Genomic DNA, 25076 nt, shown 5'->3' with positions numbered 1-25076 from the left:
ATATGCCCGGATCTTCAACTCTTGTCATTCTCGGCGGCGGCTGCTTCGGCCTCACGGCCGCCTTGGAACTCCGCCAGCGCGGCTGGCAGGTCACTCTGATCGACCAAGGTCCGCTGCCGCATCCCGATGCTGCCTCCACCGATATCAGCAAAGTAGTTCGCATGGATTACGCTCAGGATGAACAACATACAGCCATGGGTGAACTCAGCATCCGGCGCTGGCATGAGTGGAACGCTCATTGGAAGGAGGAGCTCTACCATGAGGCGGGATTCCTTGTCATGTCGCGTCATTCACTACAAGAAGAGGGATTTGAACATGACAGCCATTCCTTTATTTCTCAGCGTGGCTACAGCCTCCGTCGCACCTCTTCCGACACCCTGCGGGAAATGCACCCAGCTTGGAACCACTCCGTTTACCGAGACGGATATCTAAATCCCGTTGGCGGCTGGGTGGAAAGCGGCCGCGTCATCGCCCGGCTCGCCGCCAAAGCACGTGCCGCCGGGGTGCAGATCCACGAGAACGTTCCCCAGCCACGCCCGCTTTTCGAAGGCAGTCGCTGCACTGGCGTCGCTTCTATCAGCGGTCAAAAATGGCAGGCCGATTCCACCCTCGTCGCCGCCGGCGCTTGGACACCCAGCCTGCTGCCACACATTCAAGACGTCATGTGGGCGACCGCGCAGACCGTCTTCCATTTTAAACCGGATGACCCGAGCCCCTTCACCCCGCCTCAGTTTCCAGTTTGGGGCGCGGATATCGGTCGGACCGGCTGGTACGGCTTTCCCGCCAACGCCGCCGGGCTCGTCAAGGTCGCGAACCACGGCCCCGGCCGCCGGGTGAATGCGAATGACGCACGCGCCCTCCCACCCGGCGAGGAGGAGCGCTACCGAGCCTTTCTTCGCGAGACCTTTCCGTCGCTGGCCTCCGCGCCTCTGCACTCCACCCGCGTCTGCCTGTATTGCGACACTTTCGACGGTGCCTTCTGGATTGATCACGACCCCGCCCACTCCGGCCTCATTGTCGCCGCCGGAGATTCAGGCCATGCCTTCAAGTTCACACCCGTCATGGGCCAGATCATCGCCGATGTCGTGGAGCACAAACCCAATCCGTGGAGCCACCGTTACCGCTGGAGAGAGAAAACTGCCGGCACTTCAGACGGTGCACGAGCCTCGTAGCAGGGGTCAAGGCGGTTTGCTGCCAAAGGCCGCTGCTGAAAGTGAGGATGGTTAACTCTAAATCATTATTAACCAATGTTAAATACATATTTAACACAGCCAGCGCTGCCTTCCGACCCTCGCCATAGTACCTCCCAAAGTGACAAGATAGCCAATGCTCGTAACGCTTAAAACGTAACTCGGAAATCTTCAAAGTACCAAAGGGATAAGCCCGTCGGCGCATTTCCAAGGCGCCACTTCGTAGGAAGGAGCGGCATCATTCGTTCCCAACTAGGCCTTTCGCTCCTCAATTAAAACAGCATCGGCTGATCGTCGCTTTCCGCGGTCGCTTTGGAGCGTTTTTTCTTGGGTGCCGGTTCCTCAACCTGGAGGGCTGCAAGCGCCTCTTGGGGCGTGATCACAGGCAAGGTCTCATCTTCTTTCACAGAGGTTGCAGGTTCATCAGCTACCGTTACAGATACCACGTTCTCCGGCTCACTTGCCACCCCGACATCATCTTTGATTTCCAGTGCTGAATCTGGATTAAACACGTCCGAAGAGTTATCAGCATAGGTGGCACTTTCCACAACCTCGCCAACCTCAATCACCGCATCAGGCAACGGTTCAATCGTTACTTTTACCTCCTTCACTGACTTGCCCTTCTTGACCTTCCCCTTAGCCTTGGGTCGTTCAACCTGAGATTCGCCTGCTAACGGTTCAAACGTATCTTTTTCGTTAACCACCGACTTGCGGAGACGGTGTCTGGCCACCCGCTTCGCCGTGAGAGCCTTGTTCTGGGCCACGGGGCTGTTGTGACGCTTGAAGTTACGAAACGAAAGTTTTCCTTCCGTTTCCTCCAACCATCCCGTTTGAGCCAGAGCAGCAGCAAAACCTTTGCGTCCAACCAGCTTGTCGATAAACTCTTTTGTAACGCCAATATCGTTAGGCTGGATGCGATTTAGCTCCGCCCAGGACCACAGTCTCACCAGCTTACCCACAACTGTGTCCTCATCCAGCTTCAGCTGCGTGGCCAGGCTGCAGATCTCCGGCTTGTCCGGTGTGCAGGTTTCAATCTTGATCCAAGGGCGTCTCATGGCCGCATATTCATCGGCAACCTCCCGTTACGTCAAGAAAACGTTATTAACGTTACATTTGATCACTGTGAATAACCTATGCCCCGAACCCATGATCCTCATAGCGTTACTTCTTCGTTTCCAAAATGCAGCGAAAGCCGAGGTTGGCATTACCATAAGCCACGTCGGGCCTCAAATGCCCCCTCTTGGAGGAAAAGGCTTCGCCCTTCACTTTGGTGCCGAATCCGGCACCGCGGTAGGCTCGCTCTTTCTCCATGGTATTCCACCAGTCAGCGACCCACTCGCCCACATTGGTCCCCATGTCATAGAGTCCCATCTTGTTGGGCTTGAAGGTCATCACCGGAGAGGTTACCGGAAAGCCGTCCGTATAGCCTTCGATGCACGTCTCCTTGGGAAACTCTTGCTTCCAGGCGGTGTCGCCCAGATTGCCCGCTCCTTGAGGCGGCGGCCATTCCGTGCCCCAGGGGAAATCTGTCGTATTCTTGTTGTTGAGGGATTCCGGCGTGGAGTCCTTGCTGCGCTTCTCCTTGCCAGCGAGGCCGACGGCGATACTCCACTCCTCATCGGTGGGCAGTCGATAGGTCTTGCCCTCCTTTTTGCTCAGCCACTCGCAGAAAGCCACAGCGTCAATCTGGCGCACATTTCTGATCGGGTGCTCGCCAGACCGGTCCTTCGGCACCGACGGAGCATACACTGGGGCGGCCTTGATGCTGGGCGTTTCGGCGGCGAAGGCTGCGTAGTCCGCATTGCGTGTCTGGTGGATGCACATCAGCACCTCCGTCCCTGGCAGCGGGACAAACTTCATGCCCATCGTGTTGGTGAAAGTGCCTTTTTCGAGAGTCACCGCAGCTGCTGCGGCCTCGGCCGCCTTGACCTCGGCCTTCGAGGTTTCCTCTCCCAGCTTGTCCTTTTTCTGCTTCACAAATAAAGCCTCGTCCAGCCGCCCGGCCTTAGTCAGCGTCACCACCAGCCGGTCCAGGGAGCCGATCAGGGCTGTGATGATTGGATTGGTGGCCTTGTTCTTGTCCTGCTCCAGTCGCGCCATGCTTTGATGGTAGATGCCCCGCAGTTTCTTCAGTTCGGCCGAGGTCGTCTCCGACTCCGCTGCCACCTCGCCGCCCGTGGAGATCTTTTTGGATTCCTCCTTGAAGGCCAGCGCGTCCTCCAGCCTGCCGCCCTCCTGCGCAGCCTTCAGCCCTCGCTCCAGCGCCGTGACATATTTGGCCTTCAGCTCGGTCACGCCCGCATCGTAGATGGCCCCTGCGCTGAGCTGCACGTCATTGCCATACTTCGTCATCAGTTCGTCAAACTCCGGCACCGACTTCACCTCCGCCCGGGCAAGAGTGACCCAAAACAGCGTGGCGAGGAGGAGGAAAAGGGCTGGAGATTTCATGCGTCAAAGGCGGCAGTAAGAGGCACACAAACGCCTCGGGATCTGGAAATCTTTGTAAAGAGAACACAGAGCCGCTGGCAAGCAGTAACTCGCATGCCACTGTGACTTTGGCAGCGGCGGACCTATCTCCGCCACTGCCTGGAACCTTCCACGCTACTTTGCTCCCTGGCTCATGAACGCCTGGGCGCGCTTGAGCAACTCGTCCGGTGGCACGTCTTCGAGGTGCTGGCTGAAGGTCCATCGGTAGCCGAAGGGATCACGGATCATCGCGGTGCGGCTGCCCCAGAACTGATCCCGCGAGGGGCTCAGCGGTGAGCCGCCTGCGGCGAGCGCGCGCTCAAAGGCTTTGTCGCAGTCCGCCACCTGGATGGTGAAGCCGCAGGGGGCCATGCCACCCGCCGGGATGGCATGAGCATTGGCGGAAGGTGCTTCGTCCGAAATATAGATGTGAGTGTTTCCGATCATGAACTCGGCATGCGGCACCACGCCGGGGGCAGGGGAGAGCCGGAAGAGCTCCACGGCTCCGAAGGCGCGGGTGTAGAAGTCGAGCGCAGCGTCGGCGCTTTTGCAGGTCAGGGAGAAGGAGACGGTGGGTTCGGTGGTCTGGCTCATGGGGTGGGTCTTGGCTTGTGGTTTGTGATTTCGGACCGCAATCAGTTGCGATCACCTGCCAGCATTCGCACCGCCTCCTGACAACCCTATGTCAGGGGTGTTTCGCCCGAGGCTACTTTTTCTTCCGATGATGCTCCGCCGTGGCGAGCGCGAGGGTGGCCACCATTTCCCGCAACAGCAAAGGCGAGACGATCTCGGCATCAGTCCCCTGGCTCAGGAGCCAGCGGGCCACGTAATCGAGCCCATCTTGGCGGAAGGCAAAGCGCACGCGCACGCGTCCGCCGGGAAGTGCCTCCTCCTCCACAATGGTCGGCCCCCAGAAGCGGCGCACGCCTTCGAGAAGTAGTTCGGGGATTTCGATCACAGCAAATTCACTGCGCTCCGGCACGATGCATCGTGCGAGGTGCTCGCTGAGATTGAAATCCGGGTGTGGCGAGATTGCTTCCGGCAGCGTCTCGCAGCGGACGATGCGGTCCACGCGGAAGTCGCGCATGTCTCCGCGCAGCCGACACCAGGCGATGAGGTGCCAGTGATCCATGTAAAACACCAGCCCGCGCGGCTCCACCAGACGTTCGGTGGGTTCCCCACGCGCTGCGCCGAGGTAGTCCAGCCGCAGCACGCGGCCTTCAGCCATGGCACGCTGCACAGTGCTGAGCGGCACGCTGCCCTTCGTCGGGGGCCGGGCGCCGATCACCATCGTTTTGCGCAGGCGGTCCACGCGGCCCTGCAATCCCGCCGGGAGCACCGCCGTGACCTTGCCCATGGCGGAGCGGATCGCCTCACGCATGGAGGCATCCGTCATGCGCTCCACCAGCAAGCCGCCCGTAACGAAAGCAAAAGCCTCCTCCGGCGAAAACATCACCGGCGGCAGGCAGTAGCCGCTCATCAGACTGTAACCCACCCCCGGCTCTCCCACGATGGGCACTCCGCCCTCTCCAAGAGCTGCGAGATCCCGGTACACCGTGCGCTCCGTGATTTCAAAATGCTCCGCCAACTGAGCCGCGGTGATAACCCGGCGTGACTGCAGCAGCATCACCATGGCGACGAGGCGATCCGTCCGATTCATGCCTCACCTCCGCAAATGTCTGGATACTGCTCGGCAAAGGGCAGCCAGGTGTCGCGCTTCAGCCCCGGCTCATTCGAGCGCGTGATATTCAGCGTCACCTGCAGCTCCACCAGCGCGCCATCCACCTTGCTCTTGCTGATGGTTCCCGAAGGAGACAGCGCCTTGCGCAACTCCGTTGTGGTATATGGTTCAGTGCGGATCAGATCATACGCCCGCCGCGCCAGCGGGCTGCATGTGGACACTGGTCGATGATGCGCCGGATAATGCACGCTCCGCAGATGGTCCACGCACATCAGCATCGCCAGTCCACCGGGCAGCTTGCCATAAAAGATCTCGTCCGGAAACCGTGCCGGCAGTTCATTCTTCCACCCCCACACCGCCTCCACTTTTTCTCCCCAGCCCGGCTGCCCGGGTTGTCTGCCCGGCAGGTCCACCACATCCCACAGGCAGGGAAGATCTGACTTCTTCGAGCCAAAGATGAGGCAGGTTTTCACCTTCAGGACAAACTTGCAGGCCTGCTGAAAGGTTTTGATTTTGACGGGGCGCTTGGGCTTCATCCCCGAAACAACGCCCCCAGTTTCTTCCCCAAAATCACCCCGGCGCCAAGAATCGTGACCGCCAGGAACAGCATGGCCCACACGCCCAGGGCGGAGGCCAGATTTGGCCCCGTGCCGAGAGAGAGCACCAGGGAGTAAATCGCCTTGGTAATGGGGAAGTGTGCGGCTTGCTGCGCGAGGATCATGGAGTCGCTCACTTCCAGCATGGCGAAGGAAAAGGCGAGCAGGCCACCGGCGACGAGATTCGGTGCCACGAGAGGAAGGGTGATGCGCCACAGCGCTTTTTCAGGGCGCGCGCCGAGGTTTTGCGCGGCCTCCTCCAGCGTGGGGCTGACCTGCTGAAATCCAGCAGCCGCGGAGCGCACCACATACGGCAGCCGCCGCACAGCATAGGCGATGACGAGCAGCAGCAGGGGATCTTCTCCGAGCATGAGCCAGTGAAAGGGCCTGCCCTCCCGCGTCATGGCCAGATAACCGAAAGCCATCACGATACCAGGAACTGCCAGTGGCAGCATCGCCATGGCGTCCAGCAGCTGCCGCCCCCAGATGCGCGTGCGCACGGACACATAGGCAACGCCGATGCCAAGCACCAGCGCCACCACCATGGCCAGCGCGGAGTATTTCAGACTGTTCGCAATGGAGGACAGCGTCAGCTCATGCCCCAGCGCATCGTGGTAATGCTGCAGCGTGAACGAATGCGGCAGCACAGTGCCATACCAGTCGTTGGAAACGGACAGCAGCACCACCCCCAGATGCGGCAGTACTGCCAGAAAGGTCACTCCTGCAAAGAACGCAGTGCAGAGCCACCCGAGCCCCACGGGCAGGAAGATGGCTTCCCGCGCGGTCGTCGCACGACCGCCGCCACCGGAGCTGGCGCTGCCAAAGAAGAGCTTGCCCGCCAGGTAAAACAGCGTGCTGAAGACCAGCATCACCGCCACCAGCGCATAGGGGAAGGGGTTCCCGCTGAGGTCATTGATGCTGCGGAAAATCTGCACCGCTGTGACGCGGTCGTAGTCAAACAGCAGCGGCACACCCATCTCCGTGAAGGCCCACACAAAGACGATGGTGCCCCCGGCAAACACGCCCGGCATGATGAGCGGCAGCGTCACGCGGCAAAAGCGGCTCCACGCATTGCAGCCCATGTTTGCCGCCGCCTCCTCCAGCGCGGGATCGAGATTCGACAATGCCGCCGCCGCATTCAGATAAATGATCGGGTACAAATGCAGCACCTCCATGACAATGATGCCCAGCAGGCGGTGCTGCCCCAGCCAGTCCGTCGGATGCGCCGCATCCATCAGCCCGAGATTGATAAGAAGACTGTTCAGCGCACCCGCCTGCCCGAGCATCGTCTTGATGCCGATAGCACCCACAAACGGCGGCAGGATCATGGGCATGAGCACCAGCGAGTTCATGAGCGCACGACCTGGAAACTGGAAGCGCACGTAGCAAACCGCCAGCGGCAGCGCCAGGCACAGCGCCCCCAGCGTGGTCCACACCGCGATGACAAATGAATTCCACAAGCCCTCCCGATACAGTTCATTGAAGAATACTTCAGACACAAACTCCAGCGTGAACTGATGATCCGCCCCACGAAACGCCGTCTCCAGCGCCGCCCAGATCGGGTAGGCAAAGAAGCAGGCGAAGAACACCGTCATCGCCAGAAAGATCAGAAAGGAAATGAGTTTGGACATAGGTCAGGTTTTCACTCCCTCCGCAGCGCCATGTAGCCGGCCTTGAGGTACTGGTTGCGGAAGGCGTCTCCAAGTTCACGTGCGAGGCGGGTTTCCTGAACCTTGTCGCGGGCGGCCAGGGTCTTTGAGATGGTGCCCATAGCGGCCTCGTACTTCACGCGCGTCAGATCTTCCAGCACCTGAACGGAGCGCTCGGGCATGCCGTTGTCGATGATGTGCCTCCAGGCAGCGTGGAGTTCATCATGCGAGTCCACGCAGATCACCCGCACGATGAAGCGGATGGCGCTGAAGGCGGCGGCGGTGCGCTCGGGGTGGTAGGTGAAGGCTTCGGCTTTCTCAAAGGGTGCCTCCTTGCCATCGCTCATGCGCGGGATGTTCTCGGCGGTGTAGAGGTCCCGCCGCACAGACAGCCGGCGCAGGGCGTGGTGCTGCGGGCCTCCGGGCTCGCCCACGCGGTAGCTCCACAGCTTCTGTCCGGCATCTCCCAGCACGAACTCCATGAAAGCCGTGGCCAGCTCCGCATTGGGTGCGCCTCGCAGCATGCCGATGGGATCGACGCTGACGGAGGTGCCTCCCAGCGGGGCTATGAAGCCCACGCGCGAGCTGCCGTCTGCCCTGCGCACATTCTCTTCGGCGGAGCGTCCGTAGAAGTCGATGCACATGCCTGCGGCAGCATCTCCCTTCGCCACTTCCAGCGGGATCTTGGTGGAGAAATCGGTGAAGTAACGCGCGTTCGCACTGATGCGCAGGATCAGCCTCAGTCCCTCATTCCACCCCTCCGCCACCGCCTGGGCCTCCAGCTGCTCCGGCGTCAGCCTGGACTTCGGCACGGCCTTGAGCCGTTCATACGCCGCCTGCATCTGCTGCTGGATCAGCATCTCCAGCGCCTTCGTCACGGAGCCGCTTTTGCCAGGATCGCTCAGGGCGATCTGCCCATAGTATCGCGGGTCAGCGAGGTCCGCCCACGCCGCCGGATCTTCAGCGATGCCGAGTCGCCGCAGCACATCGCGATTGAAAACGATGCCGCTGGTGGAAAGACAGGTGCCGCACCAGCGAAATCGGGGATCGCGGAACGGTTCCCCGCTGAGCTTTTCAGAAATTCCGCCCTCGCCAAACCATTCCGGGTGCTTTTTCGCCAAAGCGCTGAGACCCGTCTTTTCACCATCGCCCGCCACCAGCGTGCCCGCCTTGGCCTGCTGCTCAAAGTCATACGCGCCCCCGCCAAAAAACACGTCCATGCCCGTGCCCACGTTGGAGGCCAGGTAGGCCTTGCGCGCTGCGTTGTCCGGCGCCGCTTTCGGGTTTAGGCAGTCCTGCGCCACGGCAGGCGTCCAGGTTTGATTCAGCTTCTTCTCCCAGTGCTGCTGAAACGCCGCCAAGGCCTCCGACTTGATCAGCATGGCGATCTCAGAGGTGCCGCCCGGCACACGCCAGTCAATGAACAGGGTCTTGCCCGTCTGCTGCTTCCACTGTTTGGCAAACGCCTGCCCAAACTCCGCCCGAATGCGGTCATGATGCGGCGATATGATGACCAGCCGCTCATCGTAGTGCGAGGGCGCCGTGCTCTCCTTTGGCTTCAGCAAAAACGGCCCCGCCAGCGTGACCAGCATCGCCACTCCGACCGCGAGTTCCTTGCGCCAGACATGCATCCACGCCATGACAGCCTGCACACGCGGATTCTCCAAAAGCGCCTTCATAACGCTCCCCCCCTTCCTCTGCTCGTCCTCGTCCTCCTACTCGACCTCGTCCTCGATCTTATCGCTCCGTTCTGCTTAATCCTCCCAGACCAAAGCGCCCAGGAAACCACCGCACCGCTCCGGCTCCAATATGCTTTGGGCTCCGACGACGGCGGGCTGGGGACAGCCCGCCCTACCTGCGCTGGGCGCGCGCTTGTCCGGCGGCGGGTAGGGCGGCTTGTCCTCAAGCCGCCGCCGAGTGGCCCCTCGTCCTCTTTTGCGCATACGGCCTTCGCATTCCTGAAAAGGGAGCAAGAGGAGGAGCAGGAGGAAGAGAAGGATGTCAGACATCCCTCGCGCGCACCGCTCTGGAAAAACGCCTTCATTTCCTCAAGATCACCACATCATACATCGCCGCCATCAGGCGCACCTCCTCTGCTCCGGGCAGACGGATCTCCTGCGGATTGATCTCGCACACCTTCATCTGCGGACCGCCGTGGATCTGCAGCAGGTACTGAACGGTCGCACCGAGATAGGTCGTGTCGATGATGTGCCCCGGGAAGCGGTTGGGGGAATCCAGCACGTTGCCAAAGGTCAGCGCCTCCGGCCGGATGCTCAGCATCACCGGCTGCCCCGCAGCAGGCTGCCAGGTGCCGTCGGTGCGTCCACGCAGCACACCAAAAGGCGTCTCCACATCCAGATACCCCTCGCGGCTGCTCTCACGCAGCATGCGCCCCTCCACAAAATTCGTCTCGCCGATGAACTCGGCCACCATGCGCGTGGCGGGATTGAGGTAGATCTCCGGAGGCGCTCCCACCTGGGTGAGCTTTCCCGCGTCCATGATTCCCATGCGGTCTGCCATGCTCAGCGCCTCATCACGGTCATGCGTCACATAGATGGCCGTCAGGCCATGCTCTTTGCAGATGTGGCGGATCTCCGTGCGCATCTCCAGCCGCAGTTTGGCATCCAGATTGGACAGCGGCTCGTCCAGCAGCAGGCATTTCGGGCGGACCACCAGCGCGCGGGCCAGCGCCACGCGCTGCTGCTGCCCGCCGGAGAGCTGCTGGATCTTGCGCGTGCCCAGGCCGTCCAGTTTCACCTGCTCCAGCGCCTCAGACACCCGGTGCTCGATCTCCCGCCGAGGGCGCTTCCGCTCCTCGAGGCCAAAGGCCACATTCTGCGCCACGTTCAGGTGCGGCCACAGTGCGTAGCTTTGAAACATCATGCCTGTACCGCGCCGGTGTGCCGGCAGGCGGGTCACGTCCTCGTCATCAAAGTAGATTCTGCCCGCGTCCGGCGTGTAAAAGCCCGCGATGTGCCGGAGCAGCGTCGTCTTGCCGCAGCCGCTCGGCCCCAGCAGAAAGAACAGCTCTCCGGCCGCGATCTGCAGATCCACACTGCTCAGGACGACACTGCCGCCAAATCGTTTGGTGAGTTCCTGAATTGTAATGGTGACCATGCAGAGGATTAAGGCCCCGGTTTTACTTGAGCCGCCGTACAATGGCAAGCCCCGCAGACATTCTCACAAGAACACAACATCGCAGTTGCAAAGCTTCCAGGTCTGTCCAAAATGCGCGTCCTCTCGCCAAACGGCGGCCACCTCAAAAACGGCTCCGCTGGTGAGAACGTCAACCATAGGTCGGGCTGTAGTTCAGCCTGGTAGAACGCTTGCATGGGGTGCAAGAGGTCGTGAGTTCGAATCTCGCCAGCCCGACCACGGTTAATATGTCTCCCCCCCGAGGGGATCCGATGGCTCTCTAATACGGATCAAGGGAGCAGATCAAATGTGACCGTGGCACGTAGGACATGCCCCAGATGAAGGTGTCAGAGATTTTGTTTTCTCGAAAGCCTCCTCTGCATATAATTCTGAATTACGCCCCATGTCTATGCAGTGGCACATGTTAATTCGGCCAATGAAATGCCCATCTCCTTTGCTATGCACGTTGAATTCATCGCCTCGCGAAATCTCCGGGTCCGCCAGCAGCATGACAAGCTTGCGCCATATCCTGCTGGCGCTCATTCTGGCTTTGTTTGTTTCTGAGGGGGCCGCGGCCGCTCCCACTGTCACCAGCAGCACCGCGAACCAGTTGAGTGACGCCATTACGCTCACCATTAACGGCACCGGTTTCGATGCCACGACCCCCGGCAACAACATCGTGGTCTTCGACAACATCGTAGCCTACAACAATGGTGGCCGAAGTGTGGTCACGGCCGCCACCTCCACCAAGTTGACCCTTACATTCGAAATTCCACCGGACACTACCGGTGTGTTGCGGGCCTCTGTCTCCGTCAACGGTCTATCCTCCGGCCCACCGGTCGTGGTCGCCACGCTGGTGCAGGACTGCTCGACTACCACTCTGACGGGACTCGCCTCGCCTCGTGCTCTAGCCTTCGACAGTTCTGGCAACCTCTTTGTGGCAAACAGCAATGACAACACTGTGAGCAAGTTTGCACCTGGGACCACCGTGCCATCTGCGACGCTCGTCTGCGGCTGGAATCCTTACGCACTGGCCTTTGACCATTCTGACAATCTTTTTGTCGCCAATTTTTTCGACGGCACCGTGAGCAAGTTTGCGCCCGGTGTGGTTAGTCCCTCCGCCACGCTGACCGGTCTAGGCAGTCCCACTGCCCTGGTCTTCGACAGTGCTGGCAATCTCTTCGTCTCCAATTTTCATGTTAACACGGTGAGCAAGTTTGCGCCTGGCTCCGTCACTCCTTCCGCCACGCTCAGCGGTCTCGGCGGGCCAGTCTCACTTGCTTTCGACAACTTCGGCAACCTCTTTGTGGCAAATTATCAGGCGGGAACCGTGAGCAAGTTTGCGCCGGGTGCCACCACACCTTCCGCCACGCTCACGGGTCTCAGCAATCCCACCGCTCTGGCCTTTGACAGTTTCGGAAGCCTCTTCGTGACAAATTCCAGTGCAGATACGGTCAGCAAATTTGCACCGGGAGCCATCACGCCTTCCGCCACGCTCACCGGCCTCGGCGGGCCTTTCTCTCTGGCCTTTGACAGCTACGACAATCTCTTCGTGGCAAATTTTCATGGCGTCACGGTAAGCAAGTTCGTCGCCGGATCGACGACTCCATCCAGCGCTCTCACCGGTGTCAATCCACCTTCCCTCACCGGCATCAATCAACCTCAAGCCCTGGCCTTTGACCGTTCCGGCGACCTCTTTGTCGCAAACGGTCCAACCGGCACAGTCAGCAAGATTGTCTTCTCCCCTGGCATGCAAATCTGGAGGCTCAACCATTTCGGCACCGATGCCACTTCCGCAAATCTCGCGGATACTGAGTCGTACGTCGGAGACGGGCTGCCAAACCTGCTGAAGTATGCCCTCGGCCACAGTCCCCTCGTCACGGCCCCATCTTCCGCGTTGCCAAACATCGTGCAGAGTTCGGCAGATCCATTGCTCACTGACCGGCTCTCCCTCAGTTTCACGCTTCCCACCCCGCCGCCGGCGGATGTGATCTATACGGTGCAGGCCACCGAGGACTTGGTGAACTGGAGCTCCGTGGCGACCAAGCAGGGCGGTGGTGCGTGGCAGTGGAACACCAGCGCAGGTGGCAGCACCCCGCACATCGTGAAACCCGGCACCACTCCTGACCCAGTGCTGATAGGCGATGTGGTGCCGAGCAATGGTCTCACCCGCCGAATGATGCGTTTGCAGGTGACGCGACCATGAGTTCGAATCTCGCTCGGAAGGCAAGCTTACGTTTTTTTCATCAGCGGGCACTGGTAGTACCACGCGGCTCGCGGAAGAAGATCAAAAACAGCACCAGCACCCCCAAGGCGATCCAAGCCGGGGTGGCCCAGATGGCGGACCAGTCGTGGGTGATATCTCCCTTGGGTGCGGCCAGCTTATGCTGCTCCATGAAATATCCGGCGAGGTAGGTGCCCACCAGCGAGCCAAAACCCCAGAGGATGATGGCAATGAGGCCCTGTGCCGCGCCGCGAATGCGCTCGTTGGCTTCGCTATCGACGTAAAGCTGCCCCGCGATGAAGAGGAAGTCGTAGCAGACGCCATGCAGCAGGATCGCTCCAAAGATGAGCAGCGTACCCGTGCCCGAGGCGCTGGCACTGAGCATGAAGTAGCGGGTTACCCAGGCGAAGATGCCAAGGAAGATCGTCTTCTTGTAGCCAAGCTTTTTCAGCATCAGCGGCAGCAGGATGAGGAAAAGAATGTCCGAGACCTGCGCCAGCGTCATCTTCTGCGCCATGTCCTCCCACTTCAGCTGCGTGAGGTAGCTGCCCATGTTCACGAAGTAAAAGTACAGCGGAATGCAGATGAGAAACATGCACAGGATGAAGATGGCAAACGCGGGCCGCTTCAGCAGCGCCAGCGCATCCAGCCCCAGCACCTCCCCCAGCGAGACATCCTGCCCCTTCTTCTTCGGCGGCGTATGCGGCAGCACCAAAGCAAACAGGCCAAACACGATCGACGAGCCGCCCGCCAGATAATACTGCAGTGTTGACTGCTCCGCCTTCAACTGGCTCAGCACCACACCACCGGCGATCCAGCCCACAGCGGAGAAGATTTTCACAAACGGGAAATCCTTCTTCGCGTCCGCGAGATGGGTCATGGAGATGGAATTGCCCAGCGCCAGCGTCGGCGCGTAGAGCGTGCAATACAAAATCAGCATGGGATAAACCGCCCCAAAGGTCTTCAACTGCGGTATCCCCAGCATCACCAGTCCGCCGACCACACCCAGCACGGCGATAATTTTCTCCGAGGCAAAAAAGCGATCTGCGATCAATCCCACGATGAAGGGAGAAAGGATCGCTCCCCAGGCAAAAGCGCCATAGGCCAGGCCGATCTGCTCGCCATTGAACTTCAGCACCGTGCCGAGGTAGGAACCCAGCGTCATGTACCAGCAGCTCCAGATGAAGTACTGGAGGAACATGAAAAGCGAGAGCTTGATCTTGAGTTGGGTCTGCATGGCGTGGGTGGGTGGAGAAAAGGCGTGTGGAAAAATGTCATTTCATGCCATCAGCGGCAGTCCAGGGCTCGATGAGGCTGAGGTTGCACTCGCGCGTTTGCAGATCGGCATAGCAGTCGGGCAGGTCAAAGTGCTGCAGCACCTGCGGCACCATGACGGCGGCGGGCCACTGCTGGTCCTCGTGGATCGCCAGTTCATGGAAGGAGGTCAGCGCGTGCTTGAGCGTGACCTGTTTCACCTCAGGAGACAGCAGCGCGGCAAATGCGGCAGGCAAAGCGCCCCAGCCCTGACCGGCGAGATGAACCTCTGTGTGCCCAGCAGCCGCGAGAAGCTGCAGCACGCGCAGCACATCGTGGGCGCGCTGGCCTGGCAGCGGACGGTCCAGCATCTGGCTGAAGGCGGCGTAGAAATAGTGGCTGCCGTAGCGGCCGAGGAACTGATTGGCCCCGCAGGTATCCGGCTGGGAATCTCCCATGCCACGCACATCGCAGGCAAAGAAGGCGGCGTCAGGTGCGGCGGCCATGAGCGCTTTTACAAAGGGATCGCTGCGCAGCTCGGCATCGGCGGAGCGGTGGGAGATGTAGAGCACGGCCTTGCTCTGCCCACGCGGCAGGCGCGAGGTGAGCGCCTCATCGCTCAGGCGTGTGACGAGGGCAAACACTGAAGGCTCCGTTTCTACGGCGTAGGTACAGTAGCCCTTGGTAGGGTACTTGCGCTGGCCCACGCTGCGCAGGATGCGGTAATCCGGCGCGGTTTCTGCCAGCGCGGGCAACCGCAGCACCTCGCGCACCGCTTTGCGCAAAGCCTCGCCGGAGAGCGGCTTGCGCTTCGCAGCCAGAGCCTCTGCCTTTTCCCGCGTGAAACTCATCAGCGTGCGCGAGCCAGACTCCGCCACCTGGCCCTTCGGCGTGCAGAGCAGCTCTTCGTCTTTCTCGATCACCAGCGCTGGCTCCGCCGCAGCGGCGGGGACGCCCGTGGCCTTGCCAAAGAACTTGTACATCGCCTCGCGATTCGACTGCGTGTAGCCGTGCGGATCCGGCCCGATGTGGAGCTGGATGTTTTCCGGCTTGCCGAGCAGAGTGTAGAGTTTCTTCAGCCGCTCGTAGCTTTCCGTAGAGCCGCGATTGTCAAAGAAGTCCTTCTCCTGCGCGAGGATGATCACCGGCTTCGGCGCCATCGCTGCGAGGAAATCGCAATGATCGAGATCCTGCGCGAGGACGCGTGGCGGGCACTGCTCCATGTCCTGTGGCAGTTCGTTTTCAGCATCGCGGCGGAAGGTGGTGACGAAGCAGGATGGGGCTCCCATGGTGAAGCGCGGCTCCATTCCGCACAGCCACGTCGTCTGCGTGCCGCCGCCGGAGTTGCCGGTGATGCCAAGATGCTTCGTGTCGATCTCCGGACGCGTGATCAGGTAGTCCAGCGCACGTATGCCGTCCCACACAAACCAGGTGCCGAGAAACTCGCCTACCAGCGCCTGCGGCACGCCCATCTGGTTGTGCTCCGAAGTGCCTCCGCCCAGGCGCGATCCCAGCTTTTCATTGAGGTATTGAAAGCGCTCGCCCTGGCCCACGGGATCGATGAGAAAGCAGGCCTGCCCCTGGCGAGCAAGCCCCTGCGCAAAGCTCTGGTACGCCTCCGCCGCCTTGCCATTGAGCGAATGCCCGCACACGCCGATCACGCCCGGCACCTTGCCTTTGGCTGCGGTAGGCAGGTACAGGTTTCCCGTGACGAGATAACCCGGACGGCTTTCAAACACGATGTTCTCGATGCGGTAGCCCTCCCGCTCCAGCGTCTTGGTCACCTTGGCATTCAGCGGCGTCTTTTCTGGCAGCGGGCCAAAGCAGTCGCGGATGCGCTGCTGCACAGACTTCACATAGGCCTCGGCATCCACCTTGGTCTTCAAAGCCTCACGCCGGGCGTTGCCGCGCTGCTCGGCAGCACGCACCTCGGTCACCAGCCAGTCCTGCATCATGCGCGGGAAGCGGTTCAGCTGGGGAAGAGTGGTCGCACCTGCGGCGGCAGTGGCAGGCGCGGCTGACGACTGTGCCAGCGCGGAACCGGTGCTGCCAAAGAAGGACTGCAGCGCAGGCCAGCCTATGAGGCCCAGGCCGGTGGTTTGCAGAAAGTCACGACGGCGGGGCAGGGCAGGGGAATCCATGAATGAGGCGGAATAGGTGGAATGATGAATATCGGAAACCAGTGGCGTTTCTTTCCCATGCGCACCGCAGCATCTCCCACCCGTCGTCAATTTCTCAGCACTGCCGTCCCCTTCATCGTCTCCGCCGCCACCTTGGGGCGAGCAGGAGCCGTGTCCCCGAATGAAAAGGTGCAGCTAGCCTGCATCGGTGTGGGCGGGCAGGGAACGAGCAACCTGAAGGCCCTCATGGCCGATGAACGCGTGAAAATTGTGGCCATTTGCGACGTGGACTCCCAGCACGCTGCCGCGGCCGCCAAGCTGGCCGGCCTGCCCGAGACCGCCATTTATAAAGACTTCCGCGAGGTGCTGGCCCGCAAGGACGTGGACGCCATCATGAACGCAACGCCGGACCACTGGCACTCGAATGTGGCCATCGCCGCCGCGAGAGCTGGGAAAGACCTGTATTCCGAGAAGCCTCTCGGCGCCAGCATCCTGGAAGGCCGCGCCATCTGCCGTGCGGTGGAGGAAAACAAGCGCGTGCTTCAGTGCGGCACCTGGCGGCGCTCCGGCCTGAAAGTCCGCATGGCCTGCGAGCGCGTGCGCAATGGCTACATCGGCACGTTGAAGGAAATCGAAATCGGCGTGCCGGGGAAGTTTGCCATCCGTGGCGGCTACACCGGCTTGGAGGCCACGGAGGCCGTGCCCGCCCACCTGGACTACGCCATGTGGCTCGGCCCAGCCGCCGAAAAACCCTACACGGCGGCGCGCTGTCATTTCAACTTCCGCTGGATCGAGGAATACGCCCCCGGCTACATCACCGACTGGGGCGCGCACTTTCTGGATGTGGCCCAATGGGGGGCCGGCATGGATGAAACCACCCCCACAGAGGTCAGCGCCACGGAGGTGAAGCGCCGCAGTTCCGGCATCTACGATGCCGCCGAGAGCTTCCGCATCGAGTACCAATACACCAACGGCCCCCGCGTGGTGATGACCAGCACCGAGGACAAGACGAAATGGGGCACCCGCTTCATCGGCAGCGAGGGTTGGATCTACACCGAGTCCGAAGTCCTCAAGGCCAGCGACGACGCCATCTTGCGCGCCAAGCTCAAGGACACCGACGTGAAGCTCTACGAGTCCAAGAACCACCACCGCAATTTCATCGACGCCGTGTATTCCCGCAGCCGCACCGCCGCCACGGCAGAGATCGCCCAGCGCGCCGCCACCACCTGCCACATCGGTGCCATCTCCGCCGCTCTCGGCCGGCCTCTCAAGTTCGACCCGAAGGCCGAACGCTTTGAGGGCGACGAGCAGGCCAACCAAATGCTGCTCCGCCCCATGCGCGAGGCCTGGAAGATCGTCTGAGAGATCAGAAGTGCGTGTTTTCTCTATTTTCGAACACCGCCTTGACGAAAGGGACCGCCTGTGTTGCAATGCGCCCACTATGAGAACAATTCTTGCAGTGGTGTCCTTATTTTCCTGCACACTGGCGGTCAAAGCTGCTGATGTCTATCCCCAGCTCAATACCCTGGACGGCAAGACCTTCCAGCAGGTCAAGGTCATGAAGGTGTCTCCCACCGAGATCCGCATCATGCATTCCGATGGGTTTGCCACCATCACCCTCTCCAATCTGCCGCCAGACATTCGCGTCAAATATGGTCAGGCCGATCCAGCCGCCGAGGCCCAGGCTGAGATGGATCGCAAGGCTGGCAACGCCCAGGCCGCCATGCTCCAGCGCCAGGAAAGGGAGGCCCTGCAGCTCATGGACCTCACCGGTCAGTCCCTCGCCACCTTGAAGCAAGCCATCAGCACCCGCGACTGGTGCCAGGCCAATCCCAACGGGGGCACCTTCAATGGCGCCGTCATCACCCCCACCGGTCGTGCCAGCCTGCTCTCCCAGGCCATGGAAGTCTTGAGCGCCCGCCGCATGGCCGTCGTCGATGCCCCGCCTGCCCCCGTTCCCGGTGCGGTCCCTCCCGGTGCAGTGCCTCCTGGCGCCGCTCCTGCGGGTGCCCCGGTCGTGGTTACCAACGGCTTCGTCCCTGGCACCATCCAGCTCATCAGCGCCCGCTACTCCTTGCCCAATGAGGCTGCCAGAAACGTGAAAAACCGCCTCAACAAGCTGGTGCCCAGCGGTGTGATTAATGCACCCGTCTCCATCCTCGTCACCGACCAGCTTAGCGATGCTGCCTTAGACCAAGGCAACTCCACCATCGCCACCGGAGCCGCCGTGGCCGTCACCGATGGCACCACCACCGCCGGTGTCGCCCAGGTCGTGGTTCAGGAACAGGGCCGCAACATGCTGACCGTGGAGTATCTGTACAACGGCCAGAAATACAAGAAGCAGGCCGTCGAAGGCAGCTACCTCGTCCTCCCATAAGCTGGCTGTAGCGCATCGCTGACCACCCCTACCGGGCACACTTTCCGGCCACCTCCTCTTCATCCTGCTCAATCCGCCTCCTCCCTGAAAGAGGACAGAGGTGGCCGGAAATGAAAGGGCTCGGCATGCTCGCAGCCAGAAGCTTCTTCACTTGGCCGCTTCTCCATTGTCGTTGGGGAAGTCACGTTCCTCGATCTTTTTCACCCAGGGCGCGGCAAATTCCGCGATCATGGAACCTTCCCGATAAAACTTGTACCAGTCGCCATCTTTTTCCCAGCGATCAGCCGGGATAAAGGAAGCGCCGCCAATATTGAGAGACACTTTAAACGTTTTCATGGGGTCTTTACCTCCTGACACCCAGAATTCGGATCACGCGGCGCAAGTTAGCGGCTAAAAACTTACGAAAAGATTGAGCAAAAAGTGGATGTATTGATTTTCTGGACCGTTCACACGAACACGGCTCAAGAAGCATCCCCAAGCGTCCACATGTGGCGGTATCTGCGCCGCAAAGGCGTCCCCATGCGAGACCATATGGAAATGCGGAACAGCAAAGCGTCTCCCACCGGCCAGCCTGCCGCTCGTGCCACAGCACAGGGCAGGGGAGGCGAACCTGCTTTTTGGGTGGAGAAGACTTCGAAAGCTGGATTCTCTTGGTAAAAAGGCACCAAAGTGACCTAAAATGAACATTTTCTTTAGTTTATTCAGGTGTAATGGCCCATATCTTATAATTAAAAGATCGTCATACTGCGTGACGCCATTTGCCACAGTGAACTCCTGAACCGAAACAAGCACCTTATGCAAAAGGAGGCAGCCCTCGAGGCACTCAGAACGATCGATGTCAAAGTCTATGCCAGTCAGCACCAGGATCTGAGTCCTGAGCAACTCGCCCGGCTTCGGGCCGCCTGCAGCACCTTGATTGCAAGTGTGAGCGACAACCCCACCGCTGAACGGAAAGCCGCCACGCTCGTGGAGCTCGTCCTTGCCATCCTCGAAAAGCCCGTCCTCGCCGCCAGCGCCTATGAACTGATCTTGGAACAGGGCGTCTGCCTCTCTCTTTTCATCCAGCAGGCCCCTGAGTGAGTTCTCACGCCCCCTGTAATTGACAGGTACAGCCCACGCTATGTCCGCCTGGCCACTCCTCGCTTCATCCTTCAAAATCATCCCCGTTTCCCGCCGCGCCGTCCCAGCTGCGATCCGCTTCTCACGATCTGCTCCCGCAGACGCTTCAGGCAGGCTTTCCAGGTGCCTTTGTCCAGCGGGATATACCGCTCGGAGCCATCTGGAAACACGCGCGTCTGGAAGAGATTGCTCGGCTGCTGGACCAGCTCTTCATACAGTCCGTGGACAAAGAAGGTGCGAGCATCCGCGCCGTCCGGCCAGGGACTTGGGCGCCCTTCCGCTTCCTGCAGCGCCGCATCCACAGCCGAGAGGATTTCCACCGGGTTCAGCACCACCTCGATGTGCCTCCCGCCTTCGAGATAGTCCGCCATGACGCTGCTGATCCTCGCCAGCACCTCAGCCATTTGCGCAGCATTCACCCGGCCTTTGCCTGCCATGAGCCTCCGCACTTCCCCCTCGCTGTGCAGGATCCCAAGCTCTGGCGCCGGCACCGATGCCGCCACATCTTCAGACGGGCAGGGGGAGGGGTCCAGGCTCTTGCTTGCGGGGCGGCGGCGCATGCAGCCAGTGTAAACCCGTTCTCAAAAAGTTCACGCTGGGCGGGGGGAGTCATTGCCAAAAAAGACAGAACCTCTTTACAACGGCTCGTGTTATAGGAAATGGCCGCCTGCCTCAGTGCCGCCCCCTAGGGGTGCTCAGGAGGAATCCCGCACAGCCACCGGTCCGCGCAGGGGCGAAGATCAGAGCATGAATCTCTCCCTACTGCCCCGTGTGCTGACTGTCTTCATCCTGCTCCTCGGCCTGCCGCTCCCCGCAGCCGACCTGTCGCACCCGCCCGCAGCCCCGCACGCTCTCCCTGCCGACCACGAAGCCGCCACTCGCCTGCAGGTCTTCCTCGACCGCGGCAACTTCGGCCCCGGCAAGATCGACGGGCGCTTCGGCGGCTTTTCCGAAAAGGCCCTGGAACTCTACCGTGAGGCCCACAGCCTCCCGCCGCTCCCAACCCCGGCCGCCCCCACCGCCCCTTCCGCCAAGGAGGCAGGCAAACCCGAAAAGACCCTCCCGCTGCCCGACCTCTCGGACATGGACCTGGCCAGCGCCGTGAAGGATGTCTTCACCACCTACACCGTCACGGAGGCGGACGTCAGCGCCGCTGGCCAGCTGCCCGCGAAGGTGCCTGAGATGGCCAAGCTCAAATGGCTGCCCTATGCCACTGTGGCCGAGGCCGTTGCAGAAAGATTTCACGTGGACATCGACTACCTCCGGGAGCTCAATCCCGGCAAGCTCGAAGCCCTCAAAGCCGGAGACACCCTTCGAGTTCCCAATGTCGAACCCTTCGATCTCGCCAGCGTGAAGACCCTCCCCCTTCTCGATTTGCTGGCGTCCAAGTCCAAGGATGGAAAAGCCTCCGGCCAGGTCAAAGAAGACAAGCCCAAACACCCCTCTACCGGAGCCAAGGACAGCAAGGCCAAAAAAGCCCCCAAGGCCGCCGAAAAGGATCCTTCGCCTGAGGATGCCCCTGCACCCGCAACAGCGCCCACCGGCCCGCTCTCCCCCGACCAAATCGCCGTCAAAGTGGACACGAAAGACAATATGCTCCGCCTCTTCGAAAACGAAAAACTTGTCGCCGCCTACCCCGTCACCATCGGCTCCGCCCAGACCGAGTCCCCCCTCGGCGAGTGGAAGGTCAAAGGTGTCGCCCTGCTGCCCGACTTCCGTTACGACCTCTCCTTCCTGAACACTGGCGAGCGTGGGGACAAAACCTACCTCCTCCACCCCGGCCCGAACAATCCCGTCGGCGTCATCTGGGTGGCCCTGAACAAGCCCGGCATCGGCCTCCATGGCACCAGCGACCCCGACGCCATCGGCCGCAGCGCCAGCCACGGCTGCGTCCGCCTCGCCAACTGGGACATCGCCCGCCTCGCCACCCATGTGAGGGCAGGCGTGATGGTGTCCATCCATTGATCTGGATCCTGCCCCTTTGCTGGTAGCCTCCTACCATCTAACGATCAGGGCAGGGGGGCACTGCCTCTCCCTGCCCTCCGTTGCCCCTCCGCAGGCCGCAGCCAAAAAGTTTCCAAGTTTCCATCCTATAGCATGGAAACTTGGAAACTTTTTCAGCCGTGTCCCCGAAGCCCAAAGATGAGGGCGGGAAGTCGTTGAAAGCAGAGTCACTTGGACAGCAGTTGAATCAGCGACCCCGCATACTTCGCCACCTGCTTCGGCGAAGGGCTGTCAGACAGGTTTGCCAGATTGTCCGCCATCTTCACCATCCGTGAAATCGGGTTCGCCTTCGCGCGCAGCACTGCCGTGGGGTAGTCTTCCCCCTCCGCGTGCGTCAGCGCCTGCACCGCCTCGGCGATCACCGGGCCAAAGAGCTCCAGCAGACGTTCCTGCGTCATCTCCGTGTCTTCCACCGTGTCATGCAGCCACGCCACCGCGATCTCCAGCTCGCCTCCGCCCATTTTTTCCACGATCTCCGCCACTTTTTCCGGGTGCACAATGTAGGGCGTCACGCCGTCCCGACGCGTTTGCATCTGATGACACTCCGTGGCGACTTGGCGGGCACGATCAATGGTCTCGGTTTTCATGGCAGTTTGCGAGGGGGGGGAGGGGACGGAAGCGCCAGCCTCGGCCACTCCAACCAGAAACAAGCCACAGCCCGAGAAGTCGCAAGTCCGATCGCACCTTCCCGATAGCTGCCTCTGGCCCCACTGCTTCGTGACATGCTGAACACCTGCCATCTATTTTGGCGGAAACGGCGAAAGAGGATGCGAAGAAGGGAAAGCAGGAGCCTTTTAGTGACCATGGACCGAGCCATCACCTCCACCCTCGCCCTGCTGCTCCTGCCGCTGGCTGTCCTGCACGCTGCCAGTGATCTTGTGGTTTACCCGCCCGTGCCGGGGCTTGCCGCCTCGGAGCACTACCAAGTGCGCGTGCGTGGCACCGATGGGGAATGGAAGAGTGCCTTTGCGTGGCAGACGGCATGCAAGACGGAGGAGGCTTATTTTGACACCCTGGCAGGCTGGACGCACACCTACGTGAACTTTGAAACCTCCGCCGCCGTGGAGGTGGAGATCAGCCGGGCGGATGGCCAGCCGATCCGCAGCGCGGCGGTGCACCCACAGCGTCCGTCCTCGGCATGCGCAGTGAAGGAGGGCAAGGCTCTCGTGAAGCTCGGCGGGCCCTGCCTCGTCGCGGTGGACATCGACGGCCAGATGGACGGGCAGGACACCGGCAAAGGCTACCACGGCCCGCCAATCCACACCGTCTCCATCTTTGCCAATCCACCGCTCCCGGACAAGCCACGCCCCGACGGCTCCGGCGTCCGCACGGTGAAGCCCGGCGAGAAACCGCCGGCGGACGGCGACTGGAGCACGCTCTACTTTCTGCCCGGAGTGCATGACATCGGCGCGGCATTTCCCGTGCATGCCAGCCGCCGGTATTATCTACCCGGAGATGCCATGGTGTATGGCTCCTTCTGCAATCCCGAATGGAAGGACGGGAAAAACATCCGCATCTTCGGCCACGGCACACTCTCCGGCGCACGGCTGAAGCACGAGAGCGCGCTGCCCGCATCTGACTCCGCCCAGCGCAAGATCAGCCGCAAGCCCGTGGAGATCTTCGGGGCGGAGGACACCCAGGTGGAGGGGCTCACCATCGCCGACTCCGCCTCGCACTCGGTCATGCTCATCAATCGCTACACCGAAGGGCACCCGAACCAGGTGCAGTGGACGAAAATCTTCACCTGGCGCGCCAACGGCGATGGCATCAATCCCTTTGGCAACACGCTCATCGAGGACTGCTTCCTCCGCACGCAAGACGACTCGCTCTATGTCAACGGCCGCGGCATCCGCCGCTGCGTGCTGTGGAATGACGCGAACGGCTCCTCCTTCGTGCTCAGCAGCATCCCCGCGCGCAGTCTCATCGTGGAGGACTGCGATGTGATCTACTCCCGCGCCAAATGGCACCACTGGAGCGGCGGCCGCGTCTTCAATGCACGCGGCGAGAACAACGAAGCCGGAGGCCCCGGCGTGATCTTCCGCAACATCCGCATCACCGACCCGCGCCCCACGCTGCAGCAGTTCTTCCTCTGCCTGACCGTGCCCAAGCCCTACGGCAGCGGCGAGCATGAAAAGGGCGACCTTTCAGGCGTCCTCTTCCAAAACATCTCCATCGCCGCCCCCAGCGTGCTCGGCGAGCCCCAGTTCCTGTGGGGCCACAATGAGGGCCGCATCCGAAACCTGACCTTTGAAAACCTGACCCTCGCCGGCAAGCCGGTGATCAACTCGGACTTCTTCAAGACGAATGAGTTTGTGAGCGGGCTCATCTTTGCGCCCAAGTGACCGTTCCCGTTGAGACGCCCGCCCGGAATGGACTGCCGCCATTCGCGTAGCGCTGCCTCCTCCTTCGCTTCGCTGCCACGTCCCAAAAAGTTTCCAAGTTTCCATGCTTAGGGGTGGAAACTTGGAAACTTTTCCAGCCTGCGTCCCGGCGGCCTTCGCCGGGGAGCCGGGAAGGGGACTTCGCAGGGATGCTGCCACTGTCCGTGGTACGAAATAGCAAGCCTCATGCGCACCAGCCGACGCTTTGGTTAGCTCGCTGCCTCGGGGTATTCCCGTGACGGATGATTTTTTCCGGAATAAAACCTTCATGTCATTCATCTAGTGCTCCTGCGGGGATGTAACCGAGAACGGTGAACCGCGAGGAGTTCGAATGATGGCCCATATTCAGTTGCACGAGGGGGACAGGGCAGACTTGCTGCCTTTGTTCCGTATGGCGGATGAGTCCGAAAGCGAGATCCAGAGCTACTACAAGCTTGGGGACGCTTTGGTCGCATTGATCGACAGCGAAGTCATCGGAATGGCCCAGATTGAGACGGTGGGCACTACCGCACAGATCATCAGCCTTGCGGTCGTAGGGTGCCACCAAGGGCAGGGCATTGGGTGCCGCCTGATCGAAGAATCGGTGAATTACTGCCGCCTCAAGGGCCTCAGCCGCCTGATGGTATGCACCGCATCCTGGGAAAGCGAAAACATCGCCTTCTACCTCAAGCGAGGCTTCCGACTTTTCCATGTCGAGCAGGGCTTCTTCACCCCCGAAAAGGGCTACGCCATTCCTGGAGACCAGGTCCAGTTCGAGATGCAAGTGTGACTTCATCCGAGTACCAAATGCCTCGCATCGTTTTCACGGGTAGGTCGCTTGGTCCCCCAAGCGCCGTCTTTCGCAGGGTCTGTGGCCCTCTAGACGGCACATGACCGCTCG

General features: G+C 61.0%; 21 protein-coding genes, 1 tRNA gene and 2 pseudogenes. 9 read left to right on the top strand and 15 right to left on the bottom strand.

The genetic code is table 11. From position 1 onward, the window contains the following. Positions 1-2: 2 nt before the first annotated feature. Entirely contained in the window at positions 3-1172 is a 1170-nt protein-coding gene (locus ACILSR_RS26700) for an NAD(P)/FAD-dependent oxidoreductase (RefSeq protein WP_395752870.1), read from the top strand. 290 nt (positions 1173-1462) lie between these two features. Here ACILSR_RS26700 and ACILSR_RS26695 read toward each other — a convergent pair whose 3' ends face one another. The 10 genes and pseudogenes from ACILSR_RS26695 to ACILSR_RS26650 form a co-directional block, all read right to left on the bottom strand. Then, positions 1463-2245 carry a hypothetical protein gene (locus tag ACILSR_RS26695; protein WP_395752869.1) on the bottom strand — a complete coding sequence of 261 codons (783 nt, stop codon included), beginning with the start codon at positions 2243-2245 and terminating at the stop codon, positions 1463-1465. A gap of 106 nt (positions 2246-2351) precedes the next feature. Beyond that, the gene (locus ACILSR_RS26690; protein ID WP_395752868.1) at positions 2352-3638 is read right to left on the bottom strand and encodes a formylglycine-generating enzyme family protein; all 1287 of its coding nucleotides are present in this window, start codon (positions 3636-3638) and stop codon (positions 2352-2354) included. Between the two features lie 153 nt (positions 3639-3791). After that, on the bottom strand, positions 3792-4250 hold the full coding sequence (locus ACILSR_RS26685) for a VOC family protein (RefSeq protein ID WP_395752867.1): 459 nt from the start codon (positions 4248-4250) through the stop codon (positions 3792-3794). Positions 4251-4362: 112 nt separating this feature from the next. Further along, a pseudogene (locus tag ACILSR_RS26680) lies at positions 4363-4893 on the bottom strand (helix-turn-helix transcriptional regulator); the annotation flags it as partial. Next, on the bottom strand, positions 4877-4981 hold the full coding sequence (locus tag ACILSR_RS26675; protein ID WP_395752898.1) for an EspF repeat-containing protein: 105 nt from the start codon (positions 4979-4981) through the stop codon (positions 4877-4879). The pseudogene ACILSR_RS26680 and the gene ACILSR_RS26675, both read right to left, overlap by 17 nt. A gap of 173 nt (positions 4982-5154) precedes the next feature. Beyond that, positions 5155-5289, bottom strand: a pseudogene (locus tag ACILSR_RS26670) (helix-turn-helix transcriptional regulator); the annotation flags it as partial. 23 nt (positions 5290-5312) lie between these two features. After that, positions 5313-5873, bottom strand: coding sequence for a hypothetical protein (locus ACILSR_RS26665; protein WP_395752866.1), 561 nt, complete (start codon positions 5871-5873; stop codon positions 5313-5315). Further along, a complete protein-coding gene (locus ACILSR_RS26660; RefSeq protein ID WP_395752865.1) occupies positions 5870-7564 on the bottom strand; it encodes an ABC transporter permease in 1695 nt (564 codons plus the stop codon). Before ACILSR_RS26660 ends, ACILSR_RS26665 begins: the two co-directional genes overlap by 4 nt. An 11-nt stretch (positions 7565-7575) precedes the next feature. Continuing rightward, on the bottom strand, positions 7576-9261 hold the full coding sequence (locus tag ACILSR_RS26655; protein ID WP_395752864.1) for an ABC transporter substrate-binding protein: 1686 nt from the start codon (positions 9259-9261) through the stop codon (positions 7576-7578). 361 nt (positions 9262-9622) lie between these two features. Next, a complete protein-coding gene (locus tag ACILSR_RS26650; protein ID WP_395752863.1) occupies positions 9623-10699 on the bottom strand; it encodes an ABC transporter ATP-binding protein in 1077 nt (358 codons plus the stop codon). Positions 10700-10880: 181 nt separating this feature from the next. On the opposite strand from ACILSR_RS26650, the gene ACILSR_RS26645 reads away from it, so the two are divergent. Together ACILSR_RS26645 and ACILSR_RS26640 are read left to right on the top strand one after the other, a co-directional pair. Next, a tRNA-Pro gene (locus ACILSR_RS26645) sits at positions 10881-10957 on the top strand. 268 nt (positions 10958-11225) lie between these two features. Next, positions 11226-12923 carry an IPT/TIG domain-containing protein gene (locus tag ACILSR_RS26640; protein ID WP_395752862.1) on the top strand — a complete coding sequence of 566 codons (1698 nt, stop codon included), beginning with the start codon at positions 11226-11228 and terminating at the stop codon, positions 12921-12923. A 40-nt stretch (positions 12924-12963) separates the two neighbouring features. Here ACILSR_RS26640 and ACILSR_RS26635 read toward each other — a convergent pair whose 3' ends face one another. Together ACILSR_RS26635 and ACILSR_RS26630 are read right to left on the bottom strand one after the other, a co-directional pair. Next, a complete protein-coding gene (locus tag ACILSR_RS26635) occupies positions 12964-14178 on the bottom strand; it encodes an MFS transporter (protein WP_395752861.1) in 1215 nt (404 codons plus the stop codon). Between the two features lie 37 nt (positions 14179-14215). After that, positions 14216-16336: an alpha/beta hydrolase family protein gene (locus ACILSR_RS26630; RefSeq protein WP_395752860.1), complete on the bottom strand. Its 2121-nt coding sequence runs from the start codon at positions 16334-16336 to the stop codon at positions 14216-14218. Between the two features lie 57 nt (positions 16337-16393). On the opposite strand from ACILSR_RS26630, the gene ACILSR_RS26625 reads away from it, so the two are divergent. After that, on the top strand, positions 16394-17677 hold the full coding sequence (locus ACILSR_RS26625; protein WP_395752859.1) for a Gfo/Idh/MocA family protein: 1284 nt from the start codon (positions 16394-16396) through the stop codon (positions 17675-17677). A 79-nt stretch (positions 17678-17756) separates the two neighbouring features. Continuing rightward, a complete protein-coding gene (locus ACILSR_RS26620; RefSeq protein WP_395752858.1) occupies positions 17757-18692 on the top strand; it encodes a hypothetical protein in 936 nt (311 codons plus the stop codon). A 147-nt stretch (positions 18693-18839) separates the two neighbouring features. Here the strand turns inward: ACILSR_RS26620 and ACILSR_RS26615 are convergent, their stop codons facing one another. After that, positions 18840-19028, bottom strand: a complete 189-nt coding sequence (locus tag ACILSR_RS26615; protein WP_395752857.1) for a hypothetical protein — start codon at positions 19026-19028, stop codon at positions 18840-18842. A 459-nt stretch (positions 19029-19487) separates the two neighbouring features. Here ACILSR_RS26615 and ACILSR_RS26610 point away from each other — a divergent pair, with 459 nt between their 5' ends. Further along, complete coding sequence (locus ACILSR_RS26610; RefSeq protein ID WP_395752856.1) at positions 19488-19772, top strand: hypothetical protein; 285 nt, start codon at positions 19488-19490, stop codon at positions 19770-19772. Between the two features lie 77 nt (positions 19773-19849). Here the strand turns inward: ACILSR_RS26610 and ACILSR_RS26605 are convergent, their stop codons facing one another. After that, on the bottom strand, positions 19850-20371 hold the full coding sequence (locus tag ACILSR_RS26605) for a hypothetical protein (protein WP_395752855.1): 522 nt from the start codon (positions 20369-20371) through the stop codon (positions 19850-19852). 187 nt (positions 20372-20558) lie between these two features. On the opposite strand from ACILSR_RS26605, the gene ACILSR_RS26600 reads away from it, so the two are divergent. Beyond that, positions 20559-21776: a L,D-transpeptidase gene (locus ACILSR_RS26600; protein ID WP_395752854.1), complete on the top strand. Its 1218-nt coding sequence runs from the start codon at positions 20559-20561 to the stop codon at positions 21774-21776. 206 nt (positions 21777-21982) lie between these two features. On the opposite strand, the gene ACILSR_RS26595 is transcribed toward ACILSR_RS26600, so the two are convergent. Then, positions 21983-22402: an HD domain-containing protein gene (locus ACILSR_RS26595; protein ID WP_395752853.1), complete on the bottom strand. Its 420-nt coding sequence runs from the start codon at positions 22400-22402 to the stop codon at positions 21983-21985. A gap of 216 nt (positions 22403-22618) precedes the next feature. Here ACILSR_RS26595 and ACILSR_RS26590 point away from each other — a divergent pair, with 216 nt between their 5' ends. Beyond that, complete coding sequence (locus tag ACILSR_RS26590) at positions 22619-24157, top strand: endo-polygalacturonase (protein WP_395752852.1); 1539 nt, start codon at positions 22619-22621, stop codon at positions 24155-24157. Positions 24158-24527: 370 nt separating this feature from the next. Then, positions 24528-24965, top strand: a complete 438-nt coding sequence (locus tag ACILSR_RS26585; RefSeq protein ID WP_395752851.1) for a GNAT family N-acetyltransferase — start codon at positions 24528-24530, stop codon at positions 24963-24965. The last annotated feature ends 111 nt before the right edge of the window (positions 24966-25076 follow it).

This window comes from Prosthecobacter sp. (assembly GCF_044222565.1).
Lineage (GTDB): Bacteria > Verrucomicrobiota > Verrucomicrobiia > Verrucomicrobiales > Verrucomicrobiaceae > Prosthecobacter.
Note: the sequence above shows the minus strand (reverse complement) of the source record. Positions and strands in the feature narration are given on the sequence as shown.

Coding starts and splice junctions, on each gene's coding strand:
- ACILSR_RS26700 (WP_395752870.1), top strand. CDS start 3: ATGCCCGGATCTTCAACTCTTGTCATTCTCGGCGGCGGCTGCTTCGGC.
- ACILSR_RS26695 (WP_395752869.1), bottom strand. CDS start 2,245: ATGAGACGCCCTTGGATCAAGATTGAAACCTGCACACCGGACAAGCCG.
- ACILSR_RS26690 (WP_395752868.1), bottom strand. CDS start 3,638: ATGAAATCTCCAGCCCTTTTCCTCCTCCTCGCCACGCTGTTTTGGGTC.
- ACILSR_RS26685 (WP_395752867.1), bottom strand. CDS start 4,250: ATGAGCCAGACCACCGAACCCACCGTCTCCTTCTCCCTGACCTGCAAA.
- ACILSR_RS26665 (WP_395752866.1), bottom strand. CDS start 5,873: ATGAAGCCCAAGCGCCCCGTCAAAATCAAAACCTTTCAGCAGGCCTGC.
- ACILSR_RS26660 (WP_395752865.1), bottom strand. CDS start 7,564: ATGTCCAAACTCATTTCCTTTCTGATCTTTCTGGCGATGACGGTGTTC.
- ACILSR_RS26655 (WP_395752864.1), bottom strand. CDS start 9,261: ATGAAGGCGCTTTTGGAGAATCCGCGTGTGCAGGCTGTCATGGCGTGG.
- ACILSR_RS26650 (WP_395752863.1), bottom strand. CDS start 10,699: ATGGTCACCATTACAATTCAGGAACTCACCAAACGATTTGGCGGCAGT.
- ACILSR_RS26640 (WP_395752862.1), top strand. CDS start 11,226: ATGACAAGCTTGCGCCATATCCTGCTGGCGCTCATTCTGGCTTTGTTT.
- ACILSR_RS26635 (WP_395752861.1), bottom strand. CDS start 14,178: ATGCAGACCCAACTCAAGATCAAGCTCTCGCTTTTCATGTTCCTCCAG.
- ACILSR_RS26630 (WP_395752860.1), bottom strand. CDS start 16,336: ATGGATTCCCCTGCCCTGCCCCGCCGTCGTGACTTTCTGCAAACCACC.
- ACILSR_RS26625 (WP_395752859.1), top strand. CDS start 16,394: ATGCGCACCGCAGCATCTCCCACCCGTCGTCAATTTCTCAGCACTGCC.
- ACILSR_RS26620 (WP_395752858.1), top strand. CDS start 17,757: ATGAGAACAATTCTTGCAGTGGTGTCCTTATTTTCCTGCACACTGGCG.
- ACILSR_RS26615 (WP_395752857.1), bottom strand. CDS start 19,028: ATGAAAACGTTTAAAGTGTCTCTCAATATTGGCGGCGCTTCCTTTATC.
- ACILSR_RS26610 (WP_395752856.1), top strand. CDS start 19,488: ATGCAAAAGGAGGCAGCCCTCGAGGCACTCAGAACGATCGATGTCAAA.
- ACILSR_RS26605 (WP_395752855.1), bottom strand. CDS start 20,371: ATGCGCCGCCGCCCCGCAAGCAAGAGCCTGGACCCCTCCCCCTGCCCG.
- ACILSR_RS26600 (WP_395752854.1), top strand. CDS start 20,559: ATGAATCTCTCCCTACTGCCCCGTGTGCTGACTGTCTTCATCCTGCTC.
- ACILSR_RS26595 (WP_395752853.1), bottom strand. CDS start 22,402: ATGAAAACCGAGACCATTGATCGTGCCCGCCAAGTCGCCACGGAGTGT.
- ACILSR_RS26590 (WP_395752852.1), top strand. CDS start 22,619: ATGGACCGAGCCATCACCTCCACCCTCGCCCTGCTGCTCCTGCCGCTG.
- ACILSR_RS26585 (WP_395752851.1), top strand. CDS start 24,528: ATGATGGCCCATATTCAGTTGCACGAGGGGGACAGGGCAGACTTGCTG.